Raw genomic sequence first — 18,089 nt, forward strand, 5'->3', positions numbered from 1 at the left:
TTTTCCTGAGCAGTGGCCTAACTTCACTCCTCAAATGAATGTCTTTCAAATCACCCTTTCTACTGCCTGATTTTTAATTCCCTACCCTTGAAAGGTTAGGTTTCTGGGGTTTTGATGTTAATAAAAATACTTTTCAAACATCCTCTAATACTGTTCTATTAATTAGTAACAGAAGCACATCTGAGAAATAGAGAATTAGCAATGCTTGCTAAGGCTCGATCGCGCCACGTATACATGAGAAAATCAAGTAATACAATCGCAATACAAGCGATGAGGCCAGGGAAGGAAAAATGATGTCGGAGAATTTAAGAAGCCAAATTGTGACACAAGGGGTGCAGCGATCGCCTAATCGAGCTATGCTGCGTGCAGTTGGTTTTAAAGATGAAGATTTCAACAAAGCGATTGTGGGCATTGCCAATGGCTACAGTACGATCACTCCCTGCAATATGGGGATAAATCAACTGGCACAAAGGGCAGAAGTTGGTACTAGAACTGCCGGGGCGATGCCGCAAGTGTTCGGCACGATTACCGTTAGCGATGGGATTTCAATGGGAACTGAAGGGATGAAATATTCCCTGGTATCGCGGGAAGTGATTGCCGATTCCATTGAAACCGCCTGTACTGGACAAAGCATGGATGGTGTGTTGGCCATTGGCGGTTGTGATAAAAATATGCCAGGGGCAATGTTAGCGATCGCCCGGATGAATATCCCTGCTATCTTTGTTTACGGTGGCACAATTAAACCCGGCCACTACAACGGACGCGATTTAACTGTTGTCAGCTCTTTTGAAGCTGTTGGTCAATACAGTGCTGGAAAAATTGACGACAAGGAATTATTAGAAGTTGAAAGTCGGGCTTGTCCTGGTACGGGTTCCTGTGGGGGAATGTTCACGGCTAACACCATGTCTTCAGCATTTGAAGCGCTAGGGATGAGTTTGCCCTATTCCTCGACAATGGCGGCGGAAGATGCCGAAAAAGCCGACAGCGCGGAAAAATCAGCGTTTGTGTTAGTCGAAGCTATTCGGAAACAAATCTTACCCCGGCAAATTATCACCCGTAAATCTATAGAGAATGCCATTTCTGTGATTATGGCGGTAGGTGGCTCGACGAATGCAGTGTTGCATTTTTTAGCGATCGCCCGCGCTGCTGATGTAGAATTAACTCTAGACGACTTTGAAACTATCCGCGCCCGTGTTCCCGTTTTATGTGATTTAAAACCAAGTGGTAAATATGTCGCTACAGATTTGCACAAAGCTGGTGGTATTCCCCAAGTGATGAAAATGCTACTCGCGCATGATTTACTACATGGGGATAGCATTACTATTACTGGTCAAACAATTGCAGAGATATTAGCAGACATACCGCAAGAACCATCTGTCAACCAAGATGTAATTCGTCCTTGGAATAACCCGATGTATGCCCAAGGACATTTAGCCATTCTCAGAGGTAATCTGGCAACGGAAGGGGCTGTCGCCAAAATTACCGGGGTGAAAAAGCCAGTAATTACTGGGCCCGCCCGCGTGTTTGAATCGGAAGAAGCCTCTTTAGATGCAATTTTGGCGGGGAAGATTCAAGCTGGTGATATTCTCGTCATCCGCTATGAAGGGCCCAAAGGTGGCCCTGGGATGCGAGAAATGTTGGCTCCCACCTCAGCAATTATCGGTGCTGGTTTGGGTGATGCTGTGGGATTAATTACCGATGGACGCTTTTCTGGCGGTACTTACGGCATGGTGGTTGGTCATGTTGCTCCAGAAGCGGCAGTTGGTGGTGCGATCGCTCTTGTAGAAGAAGGCGATAGTATTACCATTGATGCACCTGCACGCCTCTTGCAGTTGAACATATCTGAAGAAGAATTGGCCCGTCGTCGTGCCAACTGGCAACCTCCTGCTCCGCGTTACACTAAAGGCGTGTTGGCGAAATATGCCAAATTGGTATCTTCTAGCAGTATTGGTGCTGTAACAGATTTGGACTTGTTTTAATTAACCTGACATGATATTAACTACCTACACTGGACTGGCGGTACAGTGTAGGCTTCCCAATTCATTCAAAGTGCGGAATATAGGATATAACGCCCCAGAACTGCTGCGTGCGTGGAATTATTGGAAGCTAAAGGAGCGATACTCCGTATTTATAGTAATTTTTACCTAAATTTTCTGAGTTTTTGTCAAAATCTTGAAGAAGTTTCAGGAAATTTACAGAGCAGATATGATGTCAATAGAGAAATCACGGAAATATAGTTGACAGTCAACTGCCTAAAAACCGAAAAGGGTACAAAATGAGTTTTGAATCTAACGTCAAGTTAATGATCGCTCTTTCTAATCCAGACTTAGATGCAGAGGAACAAGAACGGGAAACGCGAAATCTCCTGCGAGAAATCAAGGATTTAGATGTAGAGAGTGCTGAACTCGTAGCAGTTACAGAAATACCGGAAGGAGCCAGATCTGTTGGCGGTTTTCTGGTGGGGGTGTTGCAGACAGAGGTGAGTCTTGCCAATTTTAAGAAATTGCTGGGATATTTGGGCGATCGCTTGGGTAACAAAAGCATTGAATTGGAAGTTGAAGCTAACGGTAAAAAACTTAAGGTGAAAGCTAGCAGTCAGAAAGAATTAGCCGCCGCCATTGAACAAGCACAAAAGTTTGTTGCAGGTAACTAAGAAATTCCAGCAGTAAGGAAGAATAGCGACATGGCGAAAGTAGCACTGCTAATAGGAGTCAGTGAGTATGAGCCTGGCTTTACCCCATTGCCAGCGACAATAAAAGATGTTAATGCAATGCAGCGAGTTTTGCTGCATCCAGAGATTGGCGGCTTTGATGATGTAACACTGTTGGTAAATCCTCAACAACATGAGATGGCGGTAGCGATCGAAACCTTGTTTGATGGTCGTCAAAAAGATGACCTCTTACTGCTGTTTTTCTCTGGACATGGCATTAAAGATGAGGGCGGTAAGCTTTTCTTTGCAGCTTGCAATACCCGTAAAACTGACAAAGGAGTGCTGGTTAAGGCAACAATAGTACCAGCTAGCTTTGTGCATGAGGTGATGAGTAATAGTCGCTCTAGGCGCGAGGTAGTAATTCTTGATTGTTGCTTTAGTGGCGCATTTGCTGAGGGTATGTCAGCAAAAGATAATGGTTTTGTAGATATCAGAAACCAATTGGGTGGGGAAGGGCGAGCCGTTCTCACTTCCTCAACTTCAACCCAATTTGCTTTTGAACAGCAAGGAGCAGATACCTCAACTTACACTCGGTACATAGTTGAGGGGCTGGAGACTGGTGCAGCAGACCGGGATGAAGATGGTTGGATTTCTGTTGATGAATTACATGAATATGCCACCAAGGCAGTACAAGAAGCTACTCCTGCAATGAAACCGGAAATATATGCTATCAAAGAAGGCTATAAAATAAACCTTGCTAAAGCACCTATTGATGATCCTAAGCTTAAATATCGTCGAGAAGTCGATTATTGGATAGAGAGTGGTAACGGTGAAATTTCTTTTACTGGTCGCGCTGCATTGGAAGGACTACAAGAGGAGCTAGAACTTGCACCTGAGGAGACTGCTGCAATTGAAATTAAGGTTTTAGCACCTATCGAAGTCTACAAGAAAAAATTGAAGCGATATGAGCTAGCATTCCGTAATGAAATTAAACTTGGGTTTCCTCCCAGTGATAAAACTCGCGCTAACTTGAAACGTCTTCAGCAAGCGTTAGGACTCCGAGATGAAGATATAGCCCTAATCGAAGCTCCTATAATTGCCGAACAGCCACTTACCACACCTCCGGTAATTGTCAATCCTTTACCTCCCCAAAATAGCAATTTTATAAACTACGTGGTAGCGTGCATTATCGGAGTAATCGGAGTAGTTATTGGCGGTACTCTAGTATATGTTTTTCGACCTATATTTACACCTCCTATTACAGAAAATTTCTGTGCTAACAAAGAGCCATATAACTTGGACGATAGAATTAGCTCAGGTGAAGAAATTCTATTAAAACAAGATACCAACCCAGATAAAAAAGCTGGAGTTCAAGCATTTTTAAATGGTGATTGTAATACTGCTATTGATAAATTTAATTCATCCAGAAAAGTAAATTCTACTGATCCAGAAACATTGATTTATTTGAATAACGCTAGAGCTAGGCTCAAAAGCTATAGACTCAAAATTGCTGTGAGTGTACCTATTGGTAAAAATCCCAATGTAGCAAAAGAGATACTGCGCGGCGTGGCCCAAGTTCAAGATGAGGTGAATAACAGTGGTGATATTAATCGCAAAGCTTTAGAGGTAGCGATCGCTAATGATGATAATGATCCAAGTGAAGCTGTACAGCTTGCCACTCGGTTTGGCAAAGATGCCAGCATCTTAGCGGTCGTGGGGCATAATTCTAGTAATGCTTCTCTCTCCGCAGCCTCAGTCTATCAAAAAGCTGGGTTAGTAATGATGTCTCCCACCAGTTTTGCCCAAAACCTTACCAGTGTTGGCAATTATATCTTCCGCACCGCTCCTAATGTTAAATCCATAGCAGATAGCGTCTCTAATTACGCCATTAAAATAGCGGGCAAAACCAATTTTCTTATCTGTGTTGATTACCAAGGGATAGATAATCTGTCGTTTAACAATGAGTTTGTTAAAGCGATAAATGCTGCTGGCGGTCAGATTAATTCTACAGAGTGCGATATTTCTGCCCGTGACTTTAACCCTAGTACTATCATTTCTCAAGCTGTACGTAGCGGTGCTAATGCTTTGGTGTTAGGTCTTTATATAGACAAAATAAAGCAAGGTCTAGCGGTGGCACAATCTAATCAAGGACAGTTGACTGTATTTGGCAGTCCTACACTTTTGACTGACGAAACCTTAAAACAGGGCAGAGGTATCAACGGACTGATAATCTCTGCACCTTGGTATCCCGCAGCATTTCCTAATAATATCTTTCCCCAAAAAGCCCAAAAACTTTGGGGTGCAACTGTCAATTGGCGAACAGCTACGGCTTATGATGCAACTTTGGCGATCATCGCAGGTTTACAACGAACCAACAAACGCGATGAATTGCAAAAGGTGCTGCACAATCCAGATTTTTCAGTCGATGGTGCAACGGGAAAGATTCAGTTTTTAGCATCAGGCGATCGCAAAAACAATGACATATTCTTAGTCAAAGTTCAACAAAAACCTGGTACTGATAAATATGAGTTTATACCGATTATACCTTAGTTTTGCAGCTTTACTTAATAGCGATCACACTTACTCATTCTTATATTTCCAAATAGTGACCGCATCCAATTTTTGACTTATATCATGTCCGCTTGATTACTTATAAAACCCAAGACCCCAAAGAGCCAAAGCTACGCTTTGTCTCCCCTCCCCGCAAGCGGGGTGGGGTGCAATGATTGTGGAAATCATAACTAATTACCCGGACATGATATTACAGCAACTCGATCATGAGCGAGCGCCTTTTTCAGAAAGCCTTAAATTTTTATCATAATCTGCCGATAGCTTGTTAAATAAACGTGAGTTCGACGGGTTGAAAAAGGTACAAAAAAAAGCTGAGACTGTAATTACATGAAAAAAAGGGTGTCTCAGTGATGGAATCTATTGTATCTCGACTGGATGTGACGCAGATTTTTTGCGATGTTGATGACTTCTGCTCCTCATGGGAACGTTTGTGGCAGGAAATACCACAGCTACCATCCATGATTGGAGAGCGTCGCAGCACTTACAGTATGCATTTATCGGAGGTGATGACAATTGCGATCGCATTTCATGGCTCTGGCTAGCGGACATTTAAGGAGTTTTATACGCTACAAGTACTTCCTGGTTGGCGTAATGCATTCCCAAATTTGGTCAGCTACACAAGATTTGTTGAGTTAATGCCTTGGTGTTTAATGCTTCTGTGTTGTTTTTTGCACACACGCACGGGTGAAATAACAGGGATTAGTTTTATTGACTCAACCCCAATTGAAGTTTGTCATCGATGCCGCGCACACGCACACAAGGTATTTAAAGGATTAGTCAATTGGGGCAAAAATTCGGTGGGTTGGTTCTTTGGTTTTAAACTTCATCTGATTATCAACGAATGTGGAGAATTGCTTGCATTCAAGCTGACGAGTGCGAATATTGATGACCAAGTGCCTGTCCCAGATATGACCAAGGACTTAATTGGTAACGCCAGTTGCTTCAAGTCGGCAGAGCCGCCCAACGCACTGGCTCAACTGTTTGGAGACCGAGGATATATCTCAAAAAAATTATTTGAAGAATTATATGAGCGGGGATTGCAGTTAGTTACTAAATCTAAAAAGAAGATGAAAAAGCGCAAAGTCTGAGCGGAGGTTTCCTCCGATCAGAACTTTGTAAGAACCCTTTGGTAAAATTGATTGATAAAATTCTTTTACGCAAACGTGCAGTTATTGAATCGGTTAATGACCATCTCAAAAACCTGTGCCAGATAGAACATTCTCGCCATCGTAGTATATTTAACTTCTTGGTCAATTTGATGGCGGGTTTGGCGGCTTATACTTATCTTCCTAAAAAACCCTCGCTTGATATTTATCCAAAAGACTTGCCTGCTCTACCTCCTGCTGTTTTTTAATTCGCCGAACTCACGTTAAATTAAGAAGTGCAGATTACAAATGATTATAAATTATTCTTAACCCAATCTCGACAATTACGCATATCTCACGTCCTAGTACAGAATCAAATTCAAGACTTCTTGCATGTTTGTATACAATAATTTGATAAGTGATCGCCATTTCAATGAGTAGTGATTTTTGCGAGTTAGAGCATACCACCTGGGGTTGGTTTTCAACCAGCCTTGGCGTAATTTAAGCATCATCGTCCCTTTGCTCCAAGTTAAAATTTAGAAGGCAAAAGAAAGCTGTATTTTTACTTTTTACTTATTAATGTTGTTGAGTAGAGATTTGAATGATAAACTCTGTGCCCTGTCCAACTTCTGAAGTACAGGAGAGTGAACCGCCATGTCCTTCAACGATAATTTGACGAGCGATCGCTAATCCCAATCCTGTACCTTTTCCTACTGGCTTGGTGGTGAATAAATGGTCAAATACTCGTTGTTTGACCTCCGGTGACATTCCTACTCCGTTATCAGCAATCTTAATCAAAATGTGCTGTCCTGATTCGGCTACACTGGTTTGAATGGTGATACAATTGGGGTTGGCTAGAATGTCTTCTAAACTCCGTGTATTGTATTCTTCAAGTGCATCAATAGCATTTGCCAATAAGTTCATAAACACCTGATTGAGTTGTCCAGCAAAGCATTCCACTAAGGGTAATTTGCCATACTTTTTTACTACCTTAATTTCTGGACGGTTTTCGTTGGCTTTTAAACGATGTCTCAGAATCAAAATAGTACTGTCAATGCCTTCGTGAATATCGAAAGGAACTTTGTAATCTTTATCTGCTCTGGAAAAGGTTCGCAGACTAGTGCTGATACTGCGGATACGGTTAACACCCAATTTCATTGAGTCCAGCAATTTAGGTAAATCTTCGCGTAAATAATCCAAATCCATCGCATCAATTTCGTCTTCAATGTCAGAGCCTGGCTCTGGAAACTTCTCTTGATAAAGCTTAATTAGCCCAAACAAATCCTTGACATAATCTTTTGCTGGTTCTAAGTTGCCGGCAATAAAGCCGACAGGATTGTTAATTTCATGGGCAACACCTGCTACCAGATTACCAAGGGCAGACATTTTCTCACCCTGCACCAATTGCAATTGCATCGTTTGGAGTTCTTGCAATGCTTGTTCTAATTGTTGCTTTTGCTGTTGTAGCAAGTGTTGTGCTTGGTGGTGTTCTGTGATATTCTCAAATGTGCCAAGGATGCCAAAAACGTTTCCTTGTTGATCTCGTAGCGGAATTTTGTTTGTATTCGACCAGATTTGTTTTCCATCTGTTTTCTGGATGGTTTCGATAATATTGAGTTCAGCTTGTCCAGACTCCATAATGCGCCGATCGCATTCTACATACGAATCTGATTCTTCACGAGTCCAGGGAAGGTCGTAGTCTGTTTTACCGATAACATTTTCTGGCAGTCCTATACCCGAAGCTTGAGCAAAGTTATGGTTACAGCCTAAATAAACACAATTGCGGTCTTTCCAGAAAACAGACTGGGGGATATTGTCAATAATTAACCGCAAGAATTGTTCAGTCTGTCCCAGGTTTTCTAGAGTATCTTGTGCTTGCTGATAAAGTCGGGCATTTTCCAGGGAGATTGCAGCTTGAGTGCATAACAGATTCAGAATTTCGACGCGATCGCTGGTAAACACCCCAGTAGTAAGATTGTTTTCTAAATACAAAATCCCCAACAGTTTGCCTTGATACAGAATCGGCGTACACAGTAAGCTTTTGGGTTTTTGACGAATGATGTAGGGATCAGCTATCAACGCTGGATGCACTGTTGCATTAATAATCACCGTAGGTTGTAGGTTGCGTTTGACGGTGTAAATTAGGCTATGGGGAACGTCTGCGCTATCTTCCACAAAAATGGACTGTAGCAGGATTGATTGCTGCCCAACTTGAGCAGTCGCTTCAACTACCAATCTATCTTCTTTAAGTAGTAGTAATGCACACTTATCTGCTCCAGCATTTTCAATTACCACTTGCAGTAGCTTCGTAAGTAATTTTTCCAGTTCTATTTCACTGGAGAGAGTCTGAGAGGCTTTGAGAACCGTTGCTAAATCTAGCATTACTGATGCACTGCTGCTCGAACTTACTGATTTGCTAATACTAGGGTGCAAGGTAGCAATGCTGTCAATATTTGTGATTGTCTCATTGGGCATGAGTGGCGATACTTTTTCAGAGTCACTTCCTGAACGCCTCTGTTGTAAAATGGGGGCTAACAGTTGTGGATAACGCTGTTCTAAGTCATCGACTTTGGCTTTAGCGCCCCAGCGTGTGTAGCAATAGTAAGCATTAATCAAATACTCTTGGGCAATGCGTTCTTTGCCCCATTCTAAATAAAACTTGGCTGCGAGTTCGTTGGCGATAGCTTCTTCGTTGAGGTATTCGTTTTCTTTGGCTTTAGCAATGGCGCGATCGTAATACTCAATTGCCTCAGCTTTTGCCCCCAAGACTCGACATTTTTCTGCGACAACTAAAGCATGGCGGTGAGCCTGATTGCTGGGTGCATGATCTGCCCAGATGCTGAGTTTTTCTTGATAGGCTGTCACCCTCTGTATAATGCTGATTTGGTCTGTTTCACTGGCATCTGGATAAACCGCTAATTGAACCAATGCATCATAGAAATAGAAGATAGGAACCAGCATTAGTCCGGTGACTGCACCCAAATATGGTTCTGCCAGTTTGGCGTTTTGTAGAGCTTGTTCATAGTGTTGGAACAGGTAGGAGAGGAACAGTTTATTGAAGTAAACATGATATAGTGCTACTCCGTGATTCGTTTTGAGATAAAGCTGAATTATTTGATCCTCATGGCAGTATTCGCCAAGCAATCGCTCAGGTTCAAGCACAACCTCCAACAAATTGACTACAACCTGATGATAAACACTTTGTCTGTAGAGACAACTATCCTGGCGTAATTGCTGAATGACCTGGCACTGAGCTTCTATTGTTTGTCTTAAGGCAGATAGTTCCTGACCACTCCAGTAAGCTGTGTCGCAATAACACATCAGGCTAAGAGCGACATACTCAATGTCACCAATTTCTAGCCCAGTGGAGTAGGCTTGCAAATATCCTTCCAGGGTATATTTTGCAGGTTCTTGCCAATGTCTAAGGAAGCAGTTAAAGGCAAAAATGGTTTTAGCGGTTAACTTGGGAGCATGAATGCGTTGCAGGAGATTCATCCCCAATTGCCCAAACCGATAGCCTGCGTCAATATCTCCCAATATGGCAACCAATGTCAACCCATACATTACATAGCCATAAGTCGATTCGGGAGCATTGCCGTATTCTACTGATAAATCGAACTCGGCAAAGATCACCAGGGGCAAAAGCTCAGGGGCAGTTTGATAGGCAGCAGAAATAATGCTGGATAAAATAACCATTGCCGCTTTTTTCTCCGGTGCGGTCATTTGGGGTAATTCCAGTAAAGATTCGATTGACCTGCCATTAAGCAAGGTCTGGGTGTGCCTCAGTGCCTGTTCGATGTCTGCTGGGGTGGGTTGTTCTGGCAAATGTACTCCCAAATGCTTGAGTATTTTTCGCGCTAATTGCAAGGCTTCTAGCTGCTGATGTTGTGCCATGCAAGCCTGGATTTTAATACTGTAGATATTTACCCGATCCAGCCAAGATTGGGCATGATTCAGTACTATCTCAGCTAACTGTTCCATCTGTTCAAAATCGGTGCAGAGGTAAGCTGATTCTGTTGCTTCTTCATACAAGATGAAGGCGAGATTGTATTGGCTGTGCCAGCAATTATCTGTTAGCATCGCAATACCTGTGTTGAAATAGTCTAAAGCTGCGGCGTAGGCTGTTGCACTCTTAGCTTTACGCCCAGCCGCCAAGTTTAACTGCACGAGTTCCTGTTGCTCCTGCTCGTCACTAATCAAAGTGGCCCCTTGATTGAGGTGGTTAACGATCGCAAAAATTTTCTCATCTCGTTGATTTGCAGTAGTGGCTTGTTGCAGCAAACGTCCAATTTGCAGGTGAATAAATTGCTTTTGATTGTCAGGAATTAGTGAATAGGCAGCTTGCTGAATGCGATCGTGAAGAAATTTGTAACAACAATCGGGAGAATTGTGTTGCTGTTCTGAATTCTGAATTCTGAATTCTGACTCCTCTTGATAGAATTTATAGACCTCATTGGTAGGGATAATCAACCCATCCTGCACAGCTTTCCAAAAATCTGCGGCTGTTTCTACCTGGGATTTCTCATGGACGATCGCTAATGTCGCTAAATCAAATTGGTTTCCCACACAAGCCGCTAATTTCAAAACTTCTTGAGTCGGTGTTGGCAACTTCTGAAGTTGAATTGCGATGAACTCTACTACATTATCGCTAAGGGCAAGAGAGCGCACTTGAGTAAGATCACATTCCCACCCCCCTTGACTTCCCCCCTTAGGAAGGGGAGCCAGTGCGTTGGGCGGCTCTGCCGACTTGTTCGCTCTTAGCGTTCCCGCAGGGTAGCATCTGGCGTGGGACTGAAGGGGGTTAAATGTAATTAGTTGATCTTGATGTAGCGCTTTGAGAAACTGGGTGCTGAAGAAAGGATTGCCTTTAGTTTTGCTCAATACTAACTCTGTTAACGGTGCGGCTAATGTTAGAGAGCAACTCAATGTATCTGCAACCAAATGATTGAGGGATATTTGAGCCAGGGGAGCTAAAGTAATCGTATTGACTGTAGCGTCTAACTTCTGAATTTCTTCCAAAGTCAGCATCAGCGGATGTACTGGGTTGACTTCGTTATCTCGGTAAGCACCAATTAATAGTAGATAGCCGATGTCAGCTTCGCTCATTAATAAGTGCATTAACTTTAAAGAAGCAGAATCTGCCCATTGCAGGTCATCAATAAAGATCACCAATGGATGTTCTCTTGTTGTGAAGATTTGAGTGAATTTTAAAAACAGCAAATTGAAGCGATTTTGTGCTGCACTCCCGGAGAGTTCCGGCGCAGGAGGCTGTTTACCAATCATACTTTCCAGTTCTGGAATCACCTCAATCATCACTTGTCCGTTTTCACCCAAAGCAGAGAGAATTTTGTACTTCCACTGCTCAAATTGGGCGTCAGTTTCACTCAGCAGTTGTCCTATTAAATCTCGAAAGGCTTGTACAAAGGCAAAGAAAGGAATGTTGCGCCCGAATTGGTCAAATTTACCTTTAATGAAATAACCCCGTTGTCGCACAATTGGCTTGTGGACTTCGTTAATCACAGCAGTTTTACCAATCCCAGAGAAACCTGCTACCAACATAATTTCAGTGCTTCCCTGACTGACTCTTTCAAAGGCATCCAGTAAGCTTTTAACTTCGGCTTGGCGACCGTAGAGCTTTTCTGGGATGATGAAGCGATCGCAAATATCCCTTTGGGCAATTGGGAAACTCTCAATTCTACCCGTGTTCTTCAGTTGCTCCAAACATTGTTCTAAATCAAATTTCAGCCCTAATGCACTCTGATAGCGGTCTTCAGCATTTTTCGCCATCAATTTGATCACAATGTCACAAAGAACTTGGGGAATAGGTTCTTCATTTTTGAATTTTGTTAGCGGAGCGTTAGCGAGTCCGCGTCCCTTGCGCGTCTCGTAGAGAGCGTCACTTTTAATTTTGAATTGATCCGGTTGCTTGGCAATATGACAGTGAACCAACTCCATCAGATCATTAAACTGGAAGGGTAGCTGTCCGGTAAGCAGTTCATAGAAGGTAACGCCCAGAGAGTAATAATCACAGCGATAGTCAATTTTGCGATTCATCCGCCCGGTTTGTTTCGGGGAAAGGTAAGCCAAAGTACCTTCTAAGACATTAGGACTGTGAATTTCCTGGGTTTCTCTAGGTAAAAGAGAGGCAATGCTAAAGTCAATCAACTTAACTTGCTTAGTTTCCGGATTAATGAGAATGTTGGCAGGCTTGATATCTTTGTGGATAACCCGATAGCGATAGAGTCCGTCAAGAATATTGCTCAAAGCGATCGCAATCTCCAAGAACTCTGTCAAAATATATTGGTTGCTCCCGATTTTTTTGTTCATCCAATCTTTGAGGGAAATGCCACCAAAATCCTCCATTACCAAAGCATAGCTGTTGCCGTAAGGTTCCAGACTATAGGGATGAACAATACCAGGTAAGTCAATATTTTTAGCGATAGTGTACTGATTACGGAACAGCAGCAGTTCGTTGAAGGTAGGAAACTCTTGCTGGAGCAGTTTGATTACGACCGGAAGTTGATCGGCCTCTCGAATTGCACGGTAAACCAAGGTTCTAGACCCTACATAAAGTTGATAGCTAATTCGATAGTTCAAAAGCTTGTCCATCGGTTCAACTGCTGTATTCATACTTGATCAACTCTCGTTAAATCAGCTATTTATTTAAAGTAGTCTGTCCAAAAATCAGCTTTTTCTAACTCAGTTTTCTTTTGGGCAACACCGAATAGCCCACACTTCAACAAAGCTCAGTGACCATCGTAGACATCGCATTTAACGTGTGTGATGTGTCTTTTCGTTCTCAAGCAAAACTGCCGTTGTTTCCGGTAAAATCAAGTTCTGAGGACTGTGGATTCGGGAGAAATTTGGGGTGCTTACACTTGGTGTTAACATTGACCACATCGCCACCATCCGGCAAGCACGGCGGACGGTGGAACCAGACCCCGTGGCGGCGGCGGTGCTGGCAGAATTAGGCGGTGCAGATGGGATTACGGTGCATCTGCGCGAAGATCGGCGGCATATCCAAGACAGGGATGTGCTACTGTTGCGGCAAACAGTGCGATCGCATCTTAATTTAGAAATGGCCGCTACAGCTGAAATGCTAGCGATTGCTCTCGATCTCAAACCAGATTACGTAACTTTAGTCCCCGAAAAGCGCGAAGAAGTCACAACAGAAGGCGGACTAAATGTTGTCGGGCAACTTGCTAGAATAGGTGAGATAGTTGATAAATTGCAAAGCGCTAACATTCCAGTTAGTTTATTTATCGACGCTGAACCAGCACAAATTGAAGCATCTGTCAAAATACAGGCGCGGTTTATAGAATTGCACACCGGACAATATGCTGAGGCTAAGGATGAAACAAATCGCCAGCGAGAATTAGCCATATTAGCTAAAGGGTGTGAACAAGCGATTCAAGCTGGATTGCGAGTCAACGCTGGACATGGACTCACCTACTGGAATGTCTATCCTGTAGCTGCGCTTCCAGGTATGGAAGAACTCAACATCGGTCATACCATCATCAGTCGGGCTGCATTAGTAGGTATGGAAAGGGCAGTCCGCGAAATGAAACAAGCTATAAGAGGGCATGGGACATAGGGAAGAGGCAGGGGAGCAGGGGGACTCGGGGCCCCTCTGGGGATAAGGGGAAGAGGGGGCAAGGGGGAGAGAATAAGAAAATTACCTCTTATCCCCTCTGCTCCCAGCTCCCTGCCCCTCTGCCTCTTCCCCACTCCCCTATAACCTGTCTTAAAAGAGGGGTTGTCACTGCGAAATCTAGAAATTGGGATCAAATCTTCAGCAAAAACTTCTATGAGCGCAACACAATCTAACAACCTGCCGCTTTGGGTACAGGATCGGGATCAGGTGATAGCAGAAAGCAATGATGTGGAGTGGCGCTATCAGACACCACCTGATTATTCCCGTTCAAACGAGAATCTCGCCCAAGAAAGTATCTACAATCACCTTGAAGGTACACTGGAAGCGATCGTGCAAAACTTGGTACGAACCTTTGAGATGGAGGTATCTTTCAAAGCTAACCCGCAAGAGTGGTTATCTATTGTGAATGACAAGTTTCGCGTCAGTACCAATGGTGGAGTAGAGTACACAGCAGCAGATGTATCAGCCCAAGGTACTTACAATTTGTTTATGGCTGATTCAGAACATTACAAGGCTTCAGAAGAAAGCTTTGAATCATCCGCAAAAGTCTTCCACACAACATTTCCCCGAGGATTTCCTTGGGAAGTTGTAGAAGTTTTCTCAGGGCCACCAAACGTGACATTCAAGTGGCGGCATTGGGGACATTTTAATGGAGAATACAAAGACTATGCACCGACTGGAGAGACAGTAGAAATTATCGGCATGAGCATTGCAAAAGTTACCGATGACTTGAAGCTTATTTCCTTAGAACACTACTTTGACAATAGTCTGTTCTTGGAAAAGCTAACATCTGGTGGCAAGACAAATGCTGAAAACCAGGTAAGTGCTTGTCCGTTCAGTTCTTGGTTTAAGAAATTCCACAAAAGTTAGTTTCTAAGGGTACAGAGTGCAGCATTGTACCCTTAAATTATTCATATAGCAATCAAAGGATGAAAATGCAAACATACTATTACGTTTTGGCCAGTCAACGCTTTCTTCTCCAAGAAGAACCTATACATGAAGTTATCAAAGAGCGTACCCGTCACTACCACGAACAAGAAAAACAAATAGATTTTTGGTTGGTTGAGCAACCAGCTTTCTTGGAAACACCCCAGTTTATACAGCTAAAGGCGAAGTGTCCTCAACCAGCAGTAGCAATTATTTCCACTAATCCCCAATTTATTACTTGGCTAAAACTGCGTTTAGAGTACGTTATCACTGGAGAATTTCAGGCCCCTTCTGAGACAATACCAGATGCTTTGGCATCGCTTACTACTGTTTCCTAATCTGGGCATTGGGCATGGGGCATGGTTATTCTCCTTGTCTCCAGTCCCCAATCCCCACTCCCTAATTTTATTTGTACATAACAAAATATATTTTTTTACACTACTTTCAATCCCATACTGAAGTAGCTGGGTTTTCAGCTTTTTTCTTATAAAATCTTTTAAGACACCTTGATTTACATAATCTAACTTTTGTGCATAGATTTCAGACTTTACCAAGTGTTTTAGGATTAACGATCACTCATTTGATTGGTGGCATGAGTTCTGTCTTTGCCCAACAAGGCATTCCCCTTTGTCAACCACCAAATACGGGTGAGTATCTGTTATTGGTAGTCAGTCCCACAGCAAATAATCAAAAGCAGTTGCGTAGTGCCTTACCACCTGAACTTAAGACCATCACCTGCAAATATCTCAACGAAACTGTGACGCGAGTAGGGGGCTTTAACAAAATTGACGATGCCAATCGTTGGGCAAGATATGTCAGCAATATTGTTGGCTTGTCTGCTATAATTACCACTCGACCAACAACGCCAGATGTGCAGCCACAGCAACAGCCACCTCAGCAGACAGTCAGCTATAATCCTCAAGCCTTAGGAGAGGGTTATGCAGTGCTGGTAGATTATTACAACCGTCCGGAACTAGTAAATAGTGTGCAGCAAGTAGTACGAGGTAACGTAGGTTTTGTTTCTTATGGACAACGCCCTTACTTGTTAGCTGTTTATACTACCAATCAAACTGAAGCATACAACACATTGCAGAAGCTGAACAATGGCGGTTTTGTTGCCAGCATAGTAGATAGTCGTAAGGTGATTCTGCTGCGCTCAACTGTGCGGTTGTAGTCATTAGTCATTAGTCAATAAACTATGGACTGTAGACTGTAGACTATTGACTAATAAGCAGACCTAGCTAACCAATAGATGGTTATACCCAAAGCCGACCCAGCTATTACTTGAACTGGTGTATGTCCGAGTAATTCTTTTAGACGGTCTTGGCTAAAGTCTGGTTTTTCATGAAATAATTCATCAATCATTTGATTGAGAATACGAGCTTGCTTACCAGCCGCTTGGCGAACTCCGGCTGCATCATACATGACGATGATCGCAAAAATCATCGCAACGGCAAAATCAGGAGATCCCCAACCGAGTGTTTGCCCTACACCAGCAGCTAGAGCTGTAACTAAAGCTGAATGGGCACTGGGCATACCTCCAGTTGTGACCAAAACACGCACATTCAGTTTGCGATGTTTGATGATCTCGATTACGAGCTTTAGTGCTTGAGCAATTAAACAAGCTACCAGAGCAACCAGCAGCACCCGGTTGTCTAAAATGTTGCCTATGTCCTGCATGGTATTTTGGTTAAGTTAGTAAATATTAGCAGCAGTTGTTGGTTGAGGAAACATTTAGATTCAACCCAAAATTCAAAATTAAACTAGTAAATCACGGCGGAAACAGACCAATTATTCAAAATAGCCCAAAAGCTTACTTGATAAGCTTTTTGAATTTTGAATGAGTGAATTTGAAATTCCGCTGTCCAGTGTAGTAGAGCATAGCGTCAATAAACCACCCATTCCAAATCAATGAAACGCTTGCGGTATCCGAATTTCTAACTCCGTAAAGCGGTACTAGTACAGGGCGGCGGAAATAAACAACCTCTTCTAAATCAAGGAAACGCTTACGCTGTATTCATTTTGACTTTTGACTTTTGAACGCCAGTTGCTTCTCCTGTCAAAGACGCTGCGCGTAGCTTGCTTCCCTGTAAGGGTACAAGTCGGCAGAGCCGCCCAACGCATTGGCTCCTTTTGACTTCCGCCTTACGGTACTAGTTATTGCGGCTGATAATATAATGAGCGATCGCTTGGAGTGGCTTGGCTCTTTCCCCAAATGGTTCTAATTCTACACAAGCTGCTTTAACTAGCTCTTGGGCTTTTGAGCGAGATTCCTCAAGCCCCCAAAGGCTGGGATAGGTCACTTTCTTCGCTTTTTGGTCTTTACCAGCTGTTTTGCCTAATTGCTCTTGAGTAGCAGTGATATCCAGAATATCATCGATGATTTGGAATGCTAGCCCAATATGTTGAGCATAACGGGTCAGTCGCTGCACATCTTCAGGTGATGCCCCAGTTATGATCCCGCCACAAACTACGCAAGCTTCCAAAAGAGCGGCTGTTTTGTGTTTATGAATGAAATTTAGCGTTTCTAGGGAAATATCTGATTTACCTTCCGACTCTAAATCGACAACTTGACCACCAACCAAACCGGCTGCCCCTAGCGCCCTACCAAGACGGGCAATGACCTGCAAGACTAGCTCTCTGTTAACGCTTTGGGGGGTTTCAATGGCAACAAACTCAAAAGCTAGAGCTAACAAGCCGTCCCCAGCCAAAATCGCCACATCTTCGCCAAAAACTTTATGATTCGTCAGCTTCCCGCGACGGTAATCGTCATTATCCATCGCCGGCAGGTCGTCATGAATCAACGACATTGTGTGGATCATCTCCACAGCACAAGCCGTTGGCATGGCCATTTCGATAGTTCCACCCATCATTTCACAGGTAGCAAGGCAAAGAATGGGACGTACACGCTTACCTCCAGCTAATAACGAGTAGCGCATTGCCTCATAAATCTTTTCTGGATAAATGATGGGGATAGCCCGATCCAAAGCAGTATCACAAAGCTTTTGTCGCTCTTTGAGATAGACTGCTAAGTTAAACGTGGCTTCCTCTGGTGGTGTCTTTTGAACGTTATCAGTTGCTACCATTCTTAAATTCCTGACATTTTGGGATTTTTGTCTTATACGTCACAATTTTAAGGTGCTGTGGGACTGAAAAAATGAAGAGTTAAGAAAGCGAAGAGTTAGGAGTTACCAATAATATT

The 18,089-nt window shown here is 43.1% G+C and carries 10 protein-coding genes and 1 pseudogene; 8 read left to right on the forward strand and 3 right to left on the reverse strand.

From position 1 onward, the window contains the following. Positions 1-293: 293 nt before the first annotated feature. The 4 genes and pseudogenes from ilvD to V7L29_RS04935 all read left to right on the forward strand — a co-directional run bounded on the left by ilvD (position 294) and on the right by V7L29_RS04935 (position 6,575). Positions 294-1,979 carry a dihydroxy-acid dehydratase gene (gene ilvD / locus V7L29_RS04920; protein ID WP_334734722.1) on the forward strand — a complete coding sequence of 562 codons (1,686 nt, stop codon included), beginning with the start codon at positions 294-296 and terminating at the stop codon, positions 1,977-1,979. Positions 1,980-2,275: 296 nt separating this feature from the next. Then, entirely contained in the window at positions 2,276-2,653 is a 378-nt protein-coding gene (locus V7L29_RS04925; protein ID WP_334734715.1) for a hypothetical protein, read from the forward strand. A gap of 30 nt (positions 2,654-2,683) precedes the next feature. After that, entirely contained in the window at positions 2,684-5,200 is a 2,517-nt protein-coding gene (locus V7L29_RS04930; protein ID WP_334734716.1) for a caspase, EACC1-associated type, read from the forward strand. Positions 5,201-5,592: 392 nt separating this feature from the next. Beyond that, positions 5,593-6,575, forward strand: a pseudogene (locus V7L29_RS04935) (IS982 family transposase). A 307-nt stretch (positions 6,576-6,882) separates the two neighbouring features. On the opposite strand, the gene V7L29_RS04940 reads toward V7L29_RS04935, so the two are convergent. Then, a complete protein-coding gene (locus V7L29_RS04940) occupies positions 6,883-12,936 on the reverse strand; it encodes a trifunctional serine/threonine-protein kinase/ATP-binding protein/sensor histidine kinase (protein ID WP_334734717.1) in 6,054 nt (2,017 codons plus the stop codon). 238 nt (positions 12,937-13,174) lie between these two features. On the opposite strand from V7L29_RS04940, the gene V7L29_RS04945 reads away from it, so the two are divergent. From V7L29_RS04945 to V7L29_RS04960, 4 genes are all read left to right on the forward strand, one after another. Beyond that, a complete protein-coding gene (locus V7L29_RS04945) occupies positions 13,175-13,900 on the forward strand; it encodes a pyridoxine 5'-phosphate synthase (RefSeq protein WP_334734718.1) in 726 nt (241 codons plus the stop codon). Positions 13,901-14,113: 213 nt separating this feature from the next. Further along, on the forward strand, positions 14,114-14,830 hold the full coding sequence (locus V7L29_RS04950; RefSeq protein ID WP_334734719.1) for a SnoaL-like polyketide cyclase: 717 nt from the start codon (positions 14,114-14,116) through the stop codon (positions 14,828-14,830). Between the two features lie 65 nt (positions 14,831-14,895). Beyond that, positions 14,896-15,225, forward strand: a complete 330-nt coding sequence (locus tag V7L29_RS04955) for an MgPME-cyclase complex family protein (protein WP_334692905.1) — start codon at positions 14,896-14,898, stop codon at positions 15,223-15,225. A 191-nt stretch (positions 15,226-15,416) separates the two neighbouring features. After that, positions 15,417-16,061 (forward strand): hypothetical protein, encoded by a 645-nt coding sequence (locus tag V7L29_RS04960; RefSeq protein WP_334734720.1) that lies wholly within the window; start codon positions 15,417-15,419, stop codon positions 16,059-16,061. A 50-nt stretch (positions 16,062-16,111) separates the two neighbouring features. Here the strand turns inward: V7L29_RS04960 and V7L29_RS04965 are convergent, their stop codons facing one another. Together V7L29_RS04965 and crtE are read right to left on the reverse strand one after the other, a co-directional pair. Beyond that, the gene (locus tag V7L29_RS04965) at positions 16,112-16,567 is read right to left on the reverse strand and encodes a divergent PAP2 family protein (protein WP_334734721.1); all 456 of its coding nucleotides are present in this window, start codon (positions 16,565-16,567) and stop codon (positions 16,112-16,114) included. A 473-nt stretch (positions 16,568-17,040) separates the two neighbouring features. Continuing rightward, the gene (crtE, locus tag V7L29_RS04970) at positions 17,041-17,973 is read right to left on the reverse strand and encodes a geranylgeranyl diphosphate synthase CrtE (protein WP_334692898.1); all 933 of its coding nucleotides are present in this window, start codon (positions 17,971-17,973) and stop codon (positions 17,041-17,043) included. Positions 17,974-18,089 lie beyond the last annotated feature (116 nt).

This window comes from Nostoc sp. (assembly GCF_036916575.1).
In the GTDB taxonomy this organism is placed as follows: domain Bacteria; phylum Cyanobacteriota; class Cyanobacteriia; order Cyanobacteriales; family Nostocaceae; genus Nostoc.